The following is a 12561-nucleotide window of genomic DNA, read 5'->3' on the forward strand; positions in this document are numbered from 1 at the left end:
CTGTGCTCGAAGAGAAAAAGTGGCCGTGGCCTGGGTCGAATTCGGTGTCGGGGCTAGGGTCAAGGGCCAAGCAGTGGCTCAGCCATGCCGCAGCATAGGGCGGCGCGCCTGCGATCAGACGTTGATGTATTGGAAGAGGGTCATGCGCTGCACCATCGCATAGGTTTTGAGTGCGGTGTCATAACCGGTTTGCTGGTTCTGGAAGTCGGAGATGCCCTGAGTCATGTCCAGGTCTTCGGCGGCCGATTGCTCGGACTTGTTGTATTGCTTGAGGGCGGCCATACGGGTTTCGGTGCCGTCCAGATTATTCATGCGCTCGCCCACCTGGCTGCGCACATTTTGCAGATTGCTCATCACCGCGTCGAGGTCGCGGATGCGGTTGGAGTTTGACTGCGAGATCTCCGCCTGCCCGCGCAAAGGCGCGCGCAACTCGGCCACCGCCTTGTCCAGCACGTCGAAGACCTTGAGGTCGTTGCTGGAGGGCTTGATGCTGAACTGGTCGCCGTCCACCGGCTTGCCCGAGATGGTCATGGCCATGCCATCAAAGCTGATGCCCTTGCCGGGGGTGAACGTGCCTGTGGGGTTGCCGTCCAGCGGCACGGCGGCGCCGGTGTCGGTATTGGTGACCGCGATGGTCTGCGCAGGCGCAGTGCCGCTGATCACGATGTTGTAGTTATTGCCGGTCAGCAGGCCGGGGTTGGTGACCCGGCCGCTGTCGATCCAGCCCTTCGGTGGCGTGCTCGCGCCAGCGGTATTGCCATTTGGGCCGGTGACGAAGCTGCCATTGCCCGAGCGGGCTTGTTGCCAGGCCTGATCGCCGTCGATGGTCAGGGCGAAGTTGTCCATATTGCCAGTCTGAATGCTGCCGCCAACACCGGTGAAGGTGACGCCGCCGTTCTGGTCCAGAAATGGCGGCGTGCCCGAGCCTTGGCCGCCGAACAGAAAGCCGCCGGCGCCGTCGCTGCGGTTGGCGATGGTGAGCAATTGGTCGCGCAGGCCGGCGATCTTGTTGGCCAGGCCGGCGCGTTCGGAATCGCTGTAGCTGGCATTGCCAGCGGCCATCATGGCTTCACGCATTTGCTGCATCAACTCGCTGGCATCGCCCAATGCCGACTCGCTCAGGATCATGCTGTTGCGGCTGGCTTCCAAGGCGCGCTGGTTGGCATCGACCCGGCCGATGCTGACCAAGGCGCGCTCGGCGCGCGCCGCGCCGGTCGGGTCATCGCTGGCCTGTGCGATGCGCTTGCCGGAGGTGAGTTGGCCCTGTGTTTCCTGGAGCTTTTGCTGGCGACGCTGCAAATTGGCAATACTGGCGTCGAACATATTGGAAGTAGCGAGGCGCATGATTCATGGCTCCTTAGGGATTGCGTGACAAACAGCCTGAGCGAAACGGCGTGGTGTGAGCGGCTTTGAAGCTATTCATCGCCATCAACGTGCAGCCAGCTTGAGCAGCTCGTCAAAAATGGTTTGGGCGGCCTGCAAGACCTTGGCCGCGGCTTGGTAGCCTTGCTGGAACTGCATCAGCCGTGAGGCTTCCTCATCAAGATTGACGCCGGCCTGGCCGGCTCGGGTGGCCTCGGCATTGGCGGCCACCGAGGTGGACACGGTGGCCAAATAGTTGCTGCCCTGTACCCGCGAGCCGATCTCACTCATGGCGGTGGAGTAGGCATCGTTGATGGTGCTGCCCAGGGCAACGCTGCCGTCGGGCAGGGTGCGGCGGCCGACAAAGGTCTCCGTCTGAATGTTCAGGAAGGCCTTGGCATTGCCGTTGTTGGCGGTGGTGAACTTGGTGGCGTCCACCGTGATGGTGTCGCCAGCCTTGGGTACGCCGTTGAGTTTGAGCTCAAAGCCCAGGTCAATGGGCGGCGTGGCACCTGGCTGGTTGCCGATAGGCTGGCCGGAGGTCCAATCGCCCGTGTAGACGCTGCCATCGCTCAGGGTCAGGGTGTACGGCACCTGGCTGCTGCCGGCGGCGGGCGTGCCGAAGGCGATGGACATCGGCGCCTTGCTCGGGTCGACCTTGCTATTGACGGCGTACATCGAGTCCACCGTGGCCGTGCCCTTGTTGTTGACGCTGGCGTTGGCGGTTAGCGGTGAGGCTGCGGCAATGCCGGTGGTTCGGTCCAGCACCCGCTTCATGTCCACAGCGGCCTGCGCTACCGGTTCGAGCAAAAAGGAGTCGCCCGCGCTGGGTTCGGCGCCGGCCAGGTCGATCTTGAAGCCGTCCACCGTGTCGCCGTTGGCGACCGTGCGAGTCAGCCCGTCGCTCAGGCGCACCAGTTGCAAAGCGCCGGTGCCAGCGGGATCCACGCTCAGCTTGTAAGAGCTGGCCTGCAACTGGCTGGCGTCCGTGATGCTCAGATTGACGCTGGCGGCGAAGCTGCCGTCGGCATTGCGTGCATTGGTGGCCGCCGGCAGGCTGCGGGGGCTGCCGATGCCGAAGATGGGGCCACCCTTGCTTGGAGTTGTGGAGAGATCCAGACCCAAGGCCTGCTGGTCGTTGACCCGTGTGGCCATGGCGGCGGCCATTTGGCCCAGCAGATTGCGGGCGTCTTGCAGATCAATGTCTTGGTACTGCACCAAGGCCGAGATGGAGCCGCCGGTCAGCACGCTGGCATCAAGCGCGCGTGGTCCGTTGGACTCATCGATGCTGACCTGGGCGCGTTTGCCGTCGTAGGGGTCGGGCGTGATCTTGAGCTCTTGTGAGTTGGCGCCCAACACCAAGCGCTGGCCGCCGCCCATGAAGACGCCCACGGTGCCGTCGGAGGCGGGCAGGGTGGTGACTTGGATGTATTGGCTGAGTTGCGAGATAAGCTGATCACGTTGATCGAGCAAGTCGTTAGGCGCGTGGCCGTTGCCATTGGCACGCGCCACTTGGTCATTGGCGACGGCAATCTGCTTGGTGATCTGGTTGACCACGGCCACATTGGCCTTCAAGTCGCTAACTACACCTGCTTGCAAATCCACCAATTGCTGGCCGGCGGCAGAAAAGCGCGAGGCCAGCTCGGTGGCCCGGCCCAGCACCACCTGGCGCGAAGAGGGGTCAGATGGGCGGCTCGCCACATCCACCATGGCATTGAGAAACTGGCCGGCTGCGTAGCCGATGCCGCTTTCACCTGGCGGGAAAAGCTTCTCCAGCTGGCCCAAAGAGGCGGCGCGAGTTTGATCCATGAAGGCCGTCGCCTTGCTGCTGGCCGCCTCCTTGGTCAGGAATTCATTGTGCGAACGCTCCACCGTCAGCACCGACACACCCTTGCCGAAATAGCCCGCACCGGTGAACTGGCCCTCGGGTGTCGTCAGCACCACCGACTGGCGTGAGTAGCCGGGCGTGTTGGCGTTTGCAATGTTCTGCCCGATGGCCTGCAAGGCCGCCTGGTTGGCGAACATCGCGCGTATGCCTATGCCCAGAAGTGCGCCCATATGGCTGTGTCCTTGTTATCGATCAGGCCAGGGCGCGCTGCACGCGCACCGTGGTGTTGATGACCCTGGCCAACTTGCTGGCGTACTCGGGGTCGGTGGCATAGCCGGCCTTTTGCAAGCCGCGGGCAAAGCCCTCGGCGCTGCCGCCCTGGGCTTGGGCCACCACATTGCGGTAGCGGTCGTTGCTGCCGATCAGCTTGGCGTAGTCCTTGAAGGCTTCGTCATAGCTGCCGTAGGCGCGGAACTTGGCCGTTACTTTTTGGGCCTTGCCGTCGATGTATTCGGTGGTTTGAACCTCGGCCACCTTGCCGGTCCAGCCCGGTGTGGCCTTGATGCCGAAGACGTTGAAGGAGTTGCTGCCGTCCACACCCTTGATTTCGCGCTTGCCCCAGCCCGACTCATGGGCGGCCTGGGCCAGCATGAAGCTGGCGGGGATGCCGGTGCTGGCCTCGGCCGCTTTGGCCGCGCCATCGTGCTGTTGGATAAAGCTCTGCACATGCGGGGCGATGCCCTTCTTGGCCATGGCCGGCAAGGGCTGCAAGGTCTTGGCGGCCTCGGCCTTGTCGCTGACGCCCATCTGGCGCTGCAACTGGCGTGCAATCGCGTCCGAGAGGCCGCCGGGCAGGCCGGTCAGCTTGCCGGCGAATTGGGTGTCCAGCATCTCGGTGCCCATCTGCGTGCCGGGGTTGTCCAGCATGCCCGTCGCCATGGTGGAGGCGCGCATGCTTTTCATCACCTCTTGCATGAACAGCGACTCGAACTGCTTGGCCGTTTCGCGGATGCTGTTCTTGGGGTCGCGCGCGGCGGCCGAGCGCAGGGCTTCGATGCTGCGGGTGTCGGTGCCGGTGCTGCTGCCCAGACTGCCGGCCAAATTGCTTGCCGAGAGAGCCATGTCAAATTACCTCAAGCTCGGCGTTCAGCGCGCCGGCGCTCTTCATCGCTTGCAGGATTGCCAGCAGATCCTGCGGTGTGGCGCCCAAGGAATTGAGCGCCTTCACCACTTCGGCCAGCTTGACCCCGGCAGGCAGCTGAATCAGCGAGCCGGGCTCTTGTTTGATGGAGATATCGGTCTTCTCGCTCACCACCGTTTGCCCGCCAGACAGCGCATTGGGCTGGCTGACCACCGGGGTTGAGCTGATGGTGACCGAGAGGCTGCCGTGTGCCACCGCGCAAGCGGCCAGCGTCACGGCCTGGTTCATCACCACTGAGCCGGTGCGGGCGTTGATGACGATGCGCGCGGCGGGCTCGCTGAGCTCCAGCGGCAAGACTTCCAGATCGGCCAGGAAGTTGACCCGCTCATCCGGATTGCTGGGTGCGCGCACGCGCACCACGCGGCCGTCCACCGCCTGGGCAAGACCTGGCCCCTTGGCCTTGTTGATGGCGCGGGCCACGGCGCGGGCGGTGTTGTAGTCGGCCGCGTTGAGGTCGAGTTGGATGTATTCGCCGTTTTGCAGCGGGGTCGCGACCGAGCGCTCCACCGTCGCACCGGCCGGGATGCGCCCGGCCGAGAGGTGATTGATCTGCACTTTGGAGCCGCCGGCCGAGGCGCCTGCGCCGCCAACGATCAGATTGCCCTGGGCCATGGCGTAAACCTGACCATCGGCGCCACGCAGCGGGGTGGTCACCAGGGTGCCGCCACGCAAGCTCTTGGAGTTGCCGACGGAGGATACGTTGATGTCCAGCTGCTGGCCAGGCTGGGCGAAGGCGGGCAGGGAGGCGGTGACCATCACGGCGGCCACGTTCTTGGGCTGCATGGTCACGCCCGGCGGCAGGATGACGCCAAACTGCTGCAGCATGGCGGTCAAACTTTGGCCGGTGTAGGGCGCTTGGGTGGTTTGGTCGCCGGTGCCGTCAAGGCCCACGACCAAGCCGTAGCCGGTCAGGGAGTTGCTGCGCACGCCTTGCACGGCCGCCACTTCCTTGATGCGGGCGGCGCTGGCGGCTGGGCTCCAGCCCAGCAGGCTGAGGCTCAGGGCCAAGACCCCGAAAAGACGTGTTGTGGTGGTTTGCATGATGGTCGTGAAGTGAGGGACTCCTACGACCGATTCTGCGCAAACTTAAGTCGGTGAAAGGTTCAAAAAGAAGCGCGACAACCAGCCTATTCCGTGCGCGTCCGACGTGGCGCCGCGGCCGCGCTGCTCAATGCGCACATTGGCGATAGACGCCGAGGGCACGGTATTGCCTTGCACGATGGCGCGCGGATCAACCTGGCCGGAAAACCGCAAAACATCGACGTTATGGTTCACTCCAATCTGCTTCTCGCCGGAAATCATCAAGTGCCCGTTGGGCAGCACGGCGGTCACGATGGCCGTGATGCTGCCGGAAAAATCGTTGGTGTTTTCATTGCTACCCTTGCCCGCGGACTTGGTGGCCGAGGTGCCGGCGGCGGAGGCGCGGGCGAAGGCACTCGGGCTCACGAAGGGGATGGCCGTCACATTGCCCGCGATGCTGCCCGTCTTGTCGATGGCACTGGTGGAGCTTTGGCTGGCGCTGATTTTCTCGACGATCTGCACAGTCAAGGTGTCGCCGACCAGGCGGGCGCGATGGTCTTCAAACAGCGGCCGGTAGCTCACCGCCTGATAGATCGAGCCATTGCTGGGCGCGGCCACCGGCAATGGCGGCAGATTGACCACCGGCATGTGCTGCAGCTCCACGCGGGGCTCGGGGTAGATGGTGCCGCAGGCGCTCAGGGATGCGGCCAGCAAGGCCAGGCTGAGTTTGGACAGGCTATTCATGGCTTGGCTCAAATTTGTGCGAGTTTTTGCAGCATCTGATCCGAGGTCTGCACGGCCTTGGAGTTCAACTCGTAAGCGCGCTGGGTCTGGATCATGGCCACCAATTCCTCCACCACATTGACGTTGGAGGTTTCCACATAGCCCTGCTGCAAGGCGCCCAAGCCGTTGGCATTGGGCGCGCCGGTGCTGGGCGTGCCGGAGGAGGCGGTCTCGGTGAACAGGTTCTGGCCCTTGGGGTCCAGGCCGGCCGGATTGACGAAGTTGGCCAACTGAATCTGCCCGACCGTTTGCGGGTTCGGCGTGCCCGGCACGGTGATGCTGACGGTGCCGTCATTGCCAATCGACACGCTCAGCGCGTTGTTAGGAATGGTGACGCCCGGCAGCAGGGTGTAGCCGTTATTGGTGACCATCTGGCCGTTGGCGTCGAGCTGGAAGGAGCCGTCACGGGTGTAGGCCGTGGTGCCGTCGGGCTGCTGAATCTGGAAGAAGCCATTGCCCTTGATCGCCAGGTCCAGGTTGTTGGTGGTCTGCTGCAGATTGCCCTGGCTGTAGATGCGCGAGGTGGCCACGGGGCGCACACCCAGGCCGAGTTGCAGGCCGGTGGGTAGCTGCGTTTGCTCGGTGGTGTTGGCGCCGCTTTGACGCAGGTTTTGATAAATCAAATCCTCGAACACCGCATGCGAACGTTTGAAGCCATTGGTGGCGACGTTGGCGAGGTTGTTCGAGATGGTGTCCAGCTGGGTCTGCTGGGCCTCCATGCCGGTCTTGGCAATCCAGAGTGAGCGGATCATGGTAGGTGTCCTTTAAATGGTGCCGAGCAGCTTGGCGGATTGCTGGCCCTGGGTCTGGGCGATTTGCAGCAGTTTCATTTGCTGTTCGAACTGGCGTGCCGCGGCAATCATGCTGACCATGGTTTCGACCGGGCTGACGTTGGAACCTTCCAGTGCGCCGTCTTGCACGCGGGCGGTTTCGTCGGCGGGTAGGTCGCCATCGGCGGCGCGGAATAAACCGTCTGGCCCACGTGTCAGCGGCGCTTCGGAGCTGACCAGCTTGAGCTTGCCGACTGTGGTCGGCCTGCCGGTGTCGGTCTTGGCGGTGATGGTGCCGTCACTGCCGATCGCCACCGTGGTGTCGGGGGGGATGCTGATGGGACCGCCGTCGCCCACGACCGGTAGGCCGTTGCGCATCACCAGCAGGCCTTCTGAATTGACATCCAGGGCGCCGGCGCGGGTATAGGCCTCGGTGCCGTCCAGGCTTTGAACGGCCAACCAGGCCTTGTCCTTCATCGCTACATCGAGATTGCGCCCGGTGCCCATGATGGCACCCGGTTCCGGGTTGTAGCCGGTGGTGGTTTCCAGGGCGTAGGCCCGGGTGCTGGCGCCGCTGCCTTGCACTGGCACGGCACGGAAGGCTTGCAACTCGGCCCGAAAGCCGTTGGTGGACACATTGGCCAGATTGTTGGCTAACGTGTCTTGCCGTTGCATGGAGGCCTTGGCGCCTGCCATCGAGAGGTAAATCATCCGGTCCATGGCGGCTCCTGCTCAGGCGAACTTCATCAACGCAGGTTGACGATGGTCTGCAGCACCTGGTCTTGTGTCTTGACGGTCTGCGCGTTGGCTTGGTAGGCGCGTTGCGCGGTCACCATATTCACCAGCTCGGCCGTCAGGTCGACATTGCTCTCTTCCAGCGCGCCGGATTGCAGCTTGCCCATATTGCCGTCACCCGGCACGCCGACCACGGCCTCACCGGAGGCAAAGGTGCGGGCCCAGACGTTGCCGCCCATGGGCTGCAAGCCTTGCGGATTGCGAAAGGAGGCTAGCTCCACCTGGCCGGCGGGCTTGGATTGACCGTTGGAGTAGCGTGCCATCACGATGCCGCTGTTCTCGATCAAGATGCCGGCCAGTTGACCCGGCGCATAGCCGTTTTGAGTCAGGTTGGTGACGGCGAAGCCGGAGCCGTTTTCGGTGGCGCCCAGCATGTCGAATTGCACGCCGGCGATGCCCAAGGTGTCGGCCCCTTGCGCATTCTTGCCGGGGGGGATGTCCATATTGATCTTGGTCGTCGGCGCAATCGGCGAGCCACCGTTGGCCGGGAAGGTGATCGTGGTGTAGGGCGTGGTCGGGTTGCCGCTGTCATCCAGGGCAATAGCGGCGCCTTCCGAGTCGGTCTCGAACGGCGTGCCATTGGCGGTGGCGAAGACGTTCCAGGTGGTGCTGCCATCGGTGGGGTCGGTGGGGCCCTTTTGGAAATACAGGGTCACCGCCACGTCCTGGCCCTTGGCGTCATAGGCCGTCAGCGAGGTGGCGTTGTTATAGGTCTTCGGGCTCTTCATGTCGATGCCGCCGCCATCGGGTGCGGTGACCTTGGCGCGCGAGTCGAGGTTGAACTCGGTGGTGATCTCTGAAGTGGTCTTAGGCGCAATGCCCGAAGTGGGGAGCTTCAGCGGCTGGGCCAAGCCAGGTTGAACGATGCCGGATCCATCGGCCGGATAGCCCAGCAGTTTGAGATTGTTGTTGTTGACGATATAGCCATCGCGGCTGACCTTGAATTGGCCGTTGCGGCTGTATTCCACCGGGTTGAGGCCATCGCTGAGTTGGAAGAAGCCGCCGCCATTGATGGCCAGATCCATCGGGCTTTCGGTGGTTGTGATATTGCCCTGGGTGAATTGCTGGGCCACGGTTGCCAGGGAGGTGCCGATGCCCACCAAGTTGGCCCCCGCACCGTTCAGGGCGCCGGCGTAGACGTCTTGGAACTCGGCCCGCGACGATTTGGCGCCGTAGGTGGCGGAGTTGGCGATGTTGTTGCCAATCACGTCCAAGTTCTTGCTAGAGGCGTTGAGACCAGAGAGGCCTTGTTGGAAGCTCATGATGTTTCGTCCGGTGAGAGGATTTTGTGAAAACTCAGTCAGTCAATTGCTTTGACGCTGCTGTAGTCGACCAGGCCCAGCCTTTGCAATTCCAGCTTGAGGCTAGTGCCGCTGGTGTTGACGGCCATCACCTTGTCTTCTGCATAAGTCGTGCTACCCACCGTGGCCGTGCCCTTGGTGGCGGTGATGCGGAAGGTGTATTTGCCATTCGGGTCGACCTTGTCGGCCGCCCAGCTGATGTCCTGTTTGGCCGTGCCCTGGGCGCCGAGCTGCTGGGTGTCTATCACGACACCGGCGCTATTGAGCACTTCCAACTTGACTGCGGTGGCTGGTGACTGAAGCTGATAGCTGCCAATGCCTTTGCCGCCGCTGATATTGAGTTGATTGCCTTCGAAGCTGACCGAACGGCCGACTAGCGACACGCTTTGCAGTGCCTGCATCTGGTTGAACTGATTGCCGAGTGACTTGACGGTGTTGTCCAAGGTGCTGATGCCGCTGACCGTCTGGATCTGCGCCATCTGGCTGGTCACCTGGGCGTTGTCCATCGGGTTCATCGGGTCCTGGTTCTGCATCTGCGCGACCAGCAGCTTGAGGAAACGGTCCTGCGTGTCCTGCACACTCTTGGGGCTGGTGGCGCTGGCCACGGTGCTGGCGCTGCTGCCCGCGGCCTTCGTGGTGGTGTTGAGGGTGCTGAAGTCCATGGAAGACTCTCCGGTTGGGTCGGGCTAGTGCTCGTTACTGGCCGAGCTGCAGGGTCTTGAGCAGCAGGCTTTTGGCCGTGCTCATGACTTCAATATTGTTTTGATAGGAGCGCGAGGCCGAGATCATGTTGACCATCTCCTCGACCGTGTTGACGTTGCTATAGGTCACATAGCCTTCGGCATCGGCTTGCGGATGCTTGGGGTCGTGCACCTTGCGTCCTGGCGTCTGGTCTTCGCTGATATTGCTGACCCGCACGCCGGCAGCGCCCATGTCATTGCCGGCGCCGACCAAGGCCGTCTGGAACACCACTTGCCGGGCCTTGTAGGCTTGGCCGTCGGGTCCAGCCACCGTGTCGGCGTTGGCCAGATTGCTGGCCACCACATTGAGGCGCTGGCTTTGCGCGCTGACCGCGCTGCCAGAGACATTGAAGATTTGAAACATGGACATGATGAGCTGCTCCCAGGGACTAGTCCGCTTAGCCGGCGTTCGGCGACTTCATCGCGTCGAGCGTGGTGCGCACCGTGCCGTTGATGAAGCGTAGGGTGGCCTCGTACTTGACGGCGTTGTCGGCGAAGTTGGCGCGCTCGCGATCCATATCGACCGAGTTGCTGTCCAGATTGGTCTGGGCGGCGGTGGAATAGAGCATTTCGGAATCGCTGCGGGTGCCGGTGGCGGCAGGGATATGGCCCGATTGCGTTTTGACCAAGCTGCCGGGGCCTTGAGCGCCGGCGGTGGCGTCACGCAAGGCTTTGGCGAAGTTCATGTCGCGGGCCTGGTAACCGGGTGTGTCGGCATTGGCGATATTGCTGGCCAGCATGCGCTGGCGTTCCGACCGCAGGGCAAGTGCCTGGGTCTGGAAGTTCAAGTTATCGGTCAATCGATTCAACATGATGGTCATCCTTCCCGTCGCCCTTCTTGCTGGGGCCGGGCCATGAGAGTCCGGGGCGCAAAGAGGGCATATGACGATGTGACCGGATTGTGTTTGGCGACGCAGCAAAACATTAGCGGGATAAGCAGCGCCTTTGCTGTGCATTTCGGCCCAAGGTCGGGACGGTCTCAGGCCTAAAGTTCAGCCATGTTCCAAATTCGCCCTCAGTCCACAAGCACCGTCCGCCATCTGGCGCTCGGAGGCTTGTTCGCCTTGATTGCGACGGCTGCGGCCGCGCAAGCGGGGGCCGGCCTGGGCAGCGATGTCTTGCAGCGTGTGCAGCAGATCGCCACGCAAGGCGTTGCGGCCGGTTTGCCCGCCCAAGCACGGGTAGAAGTAGACGTGGGCAAATTGGATCCGCGCTTGCGCTTGGCGCCATGTGCGCAGGTTCAACCCTATCTGCCCGCCGGCTTGCAAATGTGGGGCGCCACCCGCATCGGCCTACGCTGTGTGGAGGGCGCGTCGCGTTGGAATGTCAGTTTGCCGGTGCGGATCAAGGTCTACGCCCGCGCCATTGTGGCCGCCGACCCCCTGGCTTCCGGGGTGGTGCTGACTCAAGCTCAGCTGGCAACGGCCGAAATAGATATAGCTGCCGAGCCTGGCGCCGTTTTCATCGATGGCGCAGCGCTGGTGGGAAGGACCTTGCTGCGACCTTTGGCCGCGGGTGAGGCGGTGCGTAACAATGTGTTGAAACAGCGGCAGGTTTTTGCGGCCGGTGATAGGGTAACGGTGCTGGCCTCGGGGCCGGGTTATTCTGTGGCCGGCGAAGGGCAGGCGCTGGGTGTCGGGCTGGAGGGCCAGAACGTCAAGATCAAGTTTGAGAACGGCCGGGTTGTGACCGGTCGCGCCATTGCAGAACGACGCGTTGAGGTGCTGTTGTGAAAGCATCCGCAGGCCGCTATTCGCCCAAATTTGTTGTCGAAAGTTCTAAAGGTTTCATGTCCCCTGTCGATACCCCGGACAACGTAGTCGAGGTTTGGGTTCGCTCAGACCTATGGAGAACATCATGAAGATCGCTAACAGCCCTGACATCGCCGCGACTGCGGTTGGCACGGAGAAGAAGTCCTCCGCCGCCAGCCAGCCAGCGCGTGCGCCGGCCTCCGGCAGCAGCGCGCCGGCAGGCAAAGCACCACAGGCCAGCGCCACCATTCAGCTGTCGAGCACGGCCACCAAGCTCTTGCAAGGTGTGGCGGACGATGGCAGCTTTGACACCGCCAAGGTCGGCCGGATCTCGCAAGCCATTACCGACGGCAAGTTCACGGTCAACGCCGAGGCGGTGGCCGATAAGTTGATTGCCAATGCACAGGAATTGATGGGTCGCATGTCATCTCATTGACGCTTGTGGTCTGCGCTTGACGCGCAGACCGCCAGCGAGGGATAGACAGACGACTTCCACGCGCCTTTTTAAGCAAGGCGCGGACTGAACGCTTCTCAACGCCTAATGGCGGGGATAGTCATGCAAGTTTTGCCGCCTACTGACACGAACAACGCCGCTCTGAGTGAGCAGTTGGAGCAGCCTTTGATGGAGGTTGAGTCCTGCCTGAACCTGCTGGGCGAGGCCCTGCTGCGCCGCGACACCCAAGCCATCGAGCAAAACGCCGCCAAGCTGCATCAAGCGCTGGCGCTGGCCATCAGCTCATTCAGTGAAGCCGCCCGCAGTGGCAGCGTACCGCCCCATCTGCGTAACCGCTTGGTGCAAGCCGGTGGTCGGGTCGCCGCCCAGCGTGAGTCGCTGGCACGGGCAACCGCCGCACTGGATCGCGCCATCGATGTGCTGATGCCTGGTGAGGCCACGGGTCTGTACTCGGCCATGGGTAAGAACGAGCGCAAGACGCTGGGCGGATCTATCCAGGCCTGAACCCGACTTCCAAGCCCCTTTGGGCTACAGCAAAAGGCCACGCATGCGTGGC

The 12561-nt window shown here is 62.9% G+C and carries 14 protein-coding genes; 3 read left to right on the top strand and 11 right to left on the bottom strand.

Annotated elements, in window-relative coordinates:
* Positions 1-114 precede the first annotated feature (114 nt).
* From flgL to flgB, 11 genes are all read right to left on the bottom strand, one after another.
* Complete coding sequence (flgL, locus tag AABB87_RS07315) at positions 115-1344, bottom strand: flagellar hook-associated protein FlgL (RefSeq protein WP_341970641.1); 1230 nt, start codon at positions 1342-1344, stop codon at positions 115-117.
* An 84-nt stretch (positions 1345-1428) separates the two neighbouring features.
* A complete protein-coding gene (gene flgK, locus AABB87_RS07320) occupies positions 1429-3420 on the bottom strand; it encodes a flagellar hook-associated protein FlgK (RefSeq protein WP_341970642.1) in 1992 nt (663 codons plus the stop codon).
* Between the two features lie 22 nt (positions 3421-3442).
* Positions 3443-4312, bottom strand: a complete 870-nt coding sequence (gene flgJ, locus AABB87_RS07325; protein ID WP_341970643.1) for a flagellar assembly peptidoglycan hydrolase FlgJ — start codon at positions 4310-4312, stop codon at positions 3443-3445.
* Between the two features lies 1 nt (position 4313).
* Positions 4314-5432 (bottom strand): flagellar basal body P-ring protein FlgI, encoded by a 1119-nt coding sequence (locus AABB87_RS07330; protein ID WP_341970644.1) that lies wholly within the window; start codon positions 5430-5432, stop codon positions 4314-4316.
* 45 nt (positions 5433-5477) lie between these two features.
* A complete protein-coding gene (locus AABB87_RS07335) occupies positions 5478-6155 on the bottom strand; it encodes a flagellar basal body L-ring protein FlgH (RefSeq protein ID WP_341970645.1) in 678 nt (225 codons plus the stop codon).
* A gap of 8 nt (positions 6156-6163) precedes the next feature.
* Positions 6164-6946: a flagellar basal-body rod protein FlgG gene (flgG, locus tag AABB87_RS07340; RefSeq protein ID WP_058719108.1), complete on the bottom strand. Its 783-nt coding sequence runs from the start codon at positions 6944-6946 to the stop codon at positions 6164-6166.
* A 12-nt stretch (positions 6947-6958) separates the two neighbouring features.
* On the bottom strand, positions 6959-7684 hold the full coding sequence (gene flgF, locus AABB87_RS07345; RefSeq protein WP_341970646.1) for a flagellar basal-body rod protein FlgF: 726 nt from the start codon (positions 7682-7684) through the stop codon (positions 6959-6961).
* A gap of 26 nt (positions 7685-7710) precedes the next feature.
* A complete protein-coding gene (gene flgE, locus AABB87_RS07350) occupies positions 7711-9021 on the bottom strand; it encodes a flagellar hook protein FlgE (RefSeq protein ID WP_341970647.1) in 1311 nt (436 codons plus the stop codon).
* A 38-nt stretch (positions 9022-9059) separates the two neighbouring features.
* On the bottom strand, positions 9060-9722 hold the full coding sequence (locus AABB87_RS07355; protein ID WP_341970648.1) for a flagellar hook assembly protein FlgD: 663 nt from the start codon (positions 9720-9722) through the stop codon (positions 9060-9062).
* A gap of 34 nt (positions 9723-9756) precedes the next feature.
* Positions 9757-10170, bottom strand: coding sequence for a flagellar basal body rod protein FlgC (flgC, locus tag AABB87_RS07360; protein WP_341970649.1), 414 nt, complete (start codon positions 10168-10170; stop codon positions 9757-9759).
* Positions 10171-10198: 28 nt separating this feature from the next.
* Positions 10199-10612: a flagellar basal body rod protein FlgB gene (gene flgB, locus AABB87_RS07365; RefSeq protein WP_341970650.1), complete on the bottom strand. Its 414-nt coding sequence runs from the start codon at positions 10610-10612 to the stop codon at positions 10199-10201.
* 186 nt (positions 10613-10798) lie between these two features.
* Between flgB and flgA the strand changes: the two genes are divergently transcribed.
* The 3 genes from flgA to AABB87_RS07380 all read left to right on the top strand — a co-directional run bounded on the left by flgA (position 10799) and on the right by AABB87_RS07380 (position 12509).
* Positions 10799-11533 (top strand): flagellar basal body P-ring formation chaperone FlgA, encoded by a 735-nt coding sequence (flgA, locus tag AABB87_RS07370; protein ID WP_341970651.1) that lies wholly within the window; start codon positions 10799-10801, stop codon positions 11531-11533.
* A 124-nt stretch (positions 11534-11657) separates the two neighbouring features.
* Positions 11658-11987 carry a flagellar biosynthesis anti-sigma factor FlgM gene (gene flgM / locus AABB87_RS07375; RefSeq protein ID WP_341970652.1) on the top strand — a complete coding sequence of 110 codons (330 nt, stop codon included), beginning with the start codon at positions 11658-11660 and terminating at the stop codon, positions 11985-11987.
* Positions 11988-12107: 120 nt separating this feature from the next.
* Complete coding sequence (locus AABB87_RS07380) at positions 12108-12509, top strand: hypothetical protein (protein ID WP_058719115.1); 402 nt, start codon at positions 12108-12110, stop codon at positions 12507-12509.
* The last annotated feature ends 52 nt before the right edge of the window (positions 12510-12561 follow it).

This window comes from Roseateles sp. PN1, from assembly GCF_038419725.1.
Classification (GTDB): Bacteria; Pseudomonadota; Gammaproteobacteria; order Burkholderiales; family Burkholderiaceae_C; genus Paucibacter_A.

Bases quoted from the DNA above. Each gene is read 5' to 3' on its own strand.
- flgA (WP_341970651.1), top strand. From the start codon at position 10,799: ATGTTCCAAATTCGCCCTCAGTCCACAAGCACCGTCCGCCATCTGGCG.
- flgC (WP_341970649.1), bottom strand. From the start codon at position 10,170: ATGTCCATGTTTCAAATCTTCAATGTCTCTGGCAGCGCGGTCAGCGCG.
- flgM (WP_341970652.1), top strand. From the start codon at position 11,658: ATGAAGATCGCTAACAGCCCTGACATCGCCGCGACTGCGGTTGGCACG.
- AABB87_RS07355 (WP_341970648.1), bottom strand. From the start codon at position 9,722: ATGGACTTCAGCACCCTCAACACCACCACGAAGGCCGCGGGCAGCAGC.
- flgG (WP_058719108.1), bottom strand. From the start codon at position 6,946: ATGATCCGCTCACTCTGGATTGCCAAGACCGGCATGGAGGCCCAGCAG.
- flgB (WP_341970650.1), bottom strand. From the start codon at position 10,612: ATGTTGAATCGATTGACCGATAACTTGAACTTCCAGACCCAGGCACTT.
- flgK (WP_341970642.1), bottom strand. From the start codon at position 3,420: ATGGGCGCACTTCTGGGCATAGGCATACGCGCGATGTTCGCCAACCAG.
- flgJ (WP_341970643.1), bottom strand. From the start codon at position 4,312: ATGGCTCTCTCGGCAAGCAATTTGGCCGGCAGTCTGGGCAGCAGCACC.
- AABB87_RS07330 (WP_341970644.1), bottom strand. From the start codon at position 5,432: ATGCAAACCACCACAACACGTCTTTTCGGGGTCTTGGCCCTGAGCCTC.
- AABB87_RS07335 (WP_341970645.1), bottom strand. From the start codon at position 6,155: ATGAATAGCCTGTCCAAACTCAGCCTGGCCTTGCTGGCCGCATCCCTG.
- flgL (WP_341970641.1), bottom strand. From the start codon at position 1,344: ATGCGCCTCGCTACTTCCAATATGTTCGACGCCAGTATTGCCAATTTG.
- flgF (WP_341970646.1), bottom strand. From the start codon at position 7,684: ATGGACCGGATGATTTACCTCTCGATGGCAGGCGCCAAGGCCTCCATG.
- AABB87_RS07380 (WP_058719115.1), top strand. From the start codon at position 12,108: ATGCAAGTTTTGCCGCCTACTGACACGAACAACGCCGCTCTGAGTGAG.
- flgE (WP_341970647.1), bottom strand. From the start codon at position 9,021: ATGAGCTTCCAACAAGGCCTCTCTGGTCTCAACGCCTCTAGCAAGAAC.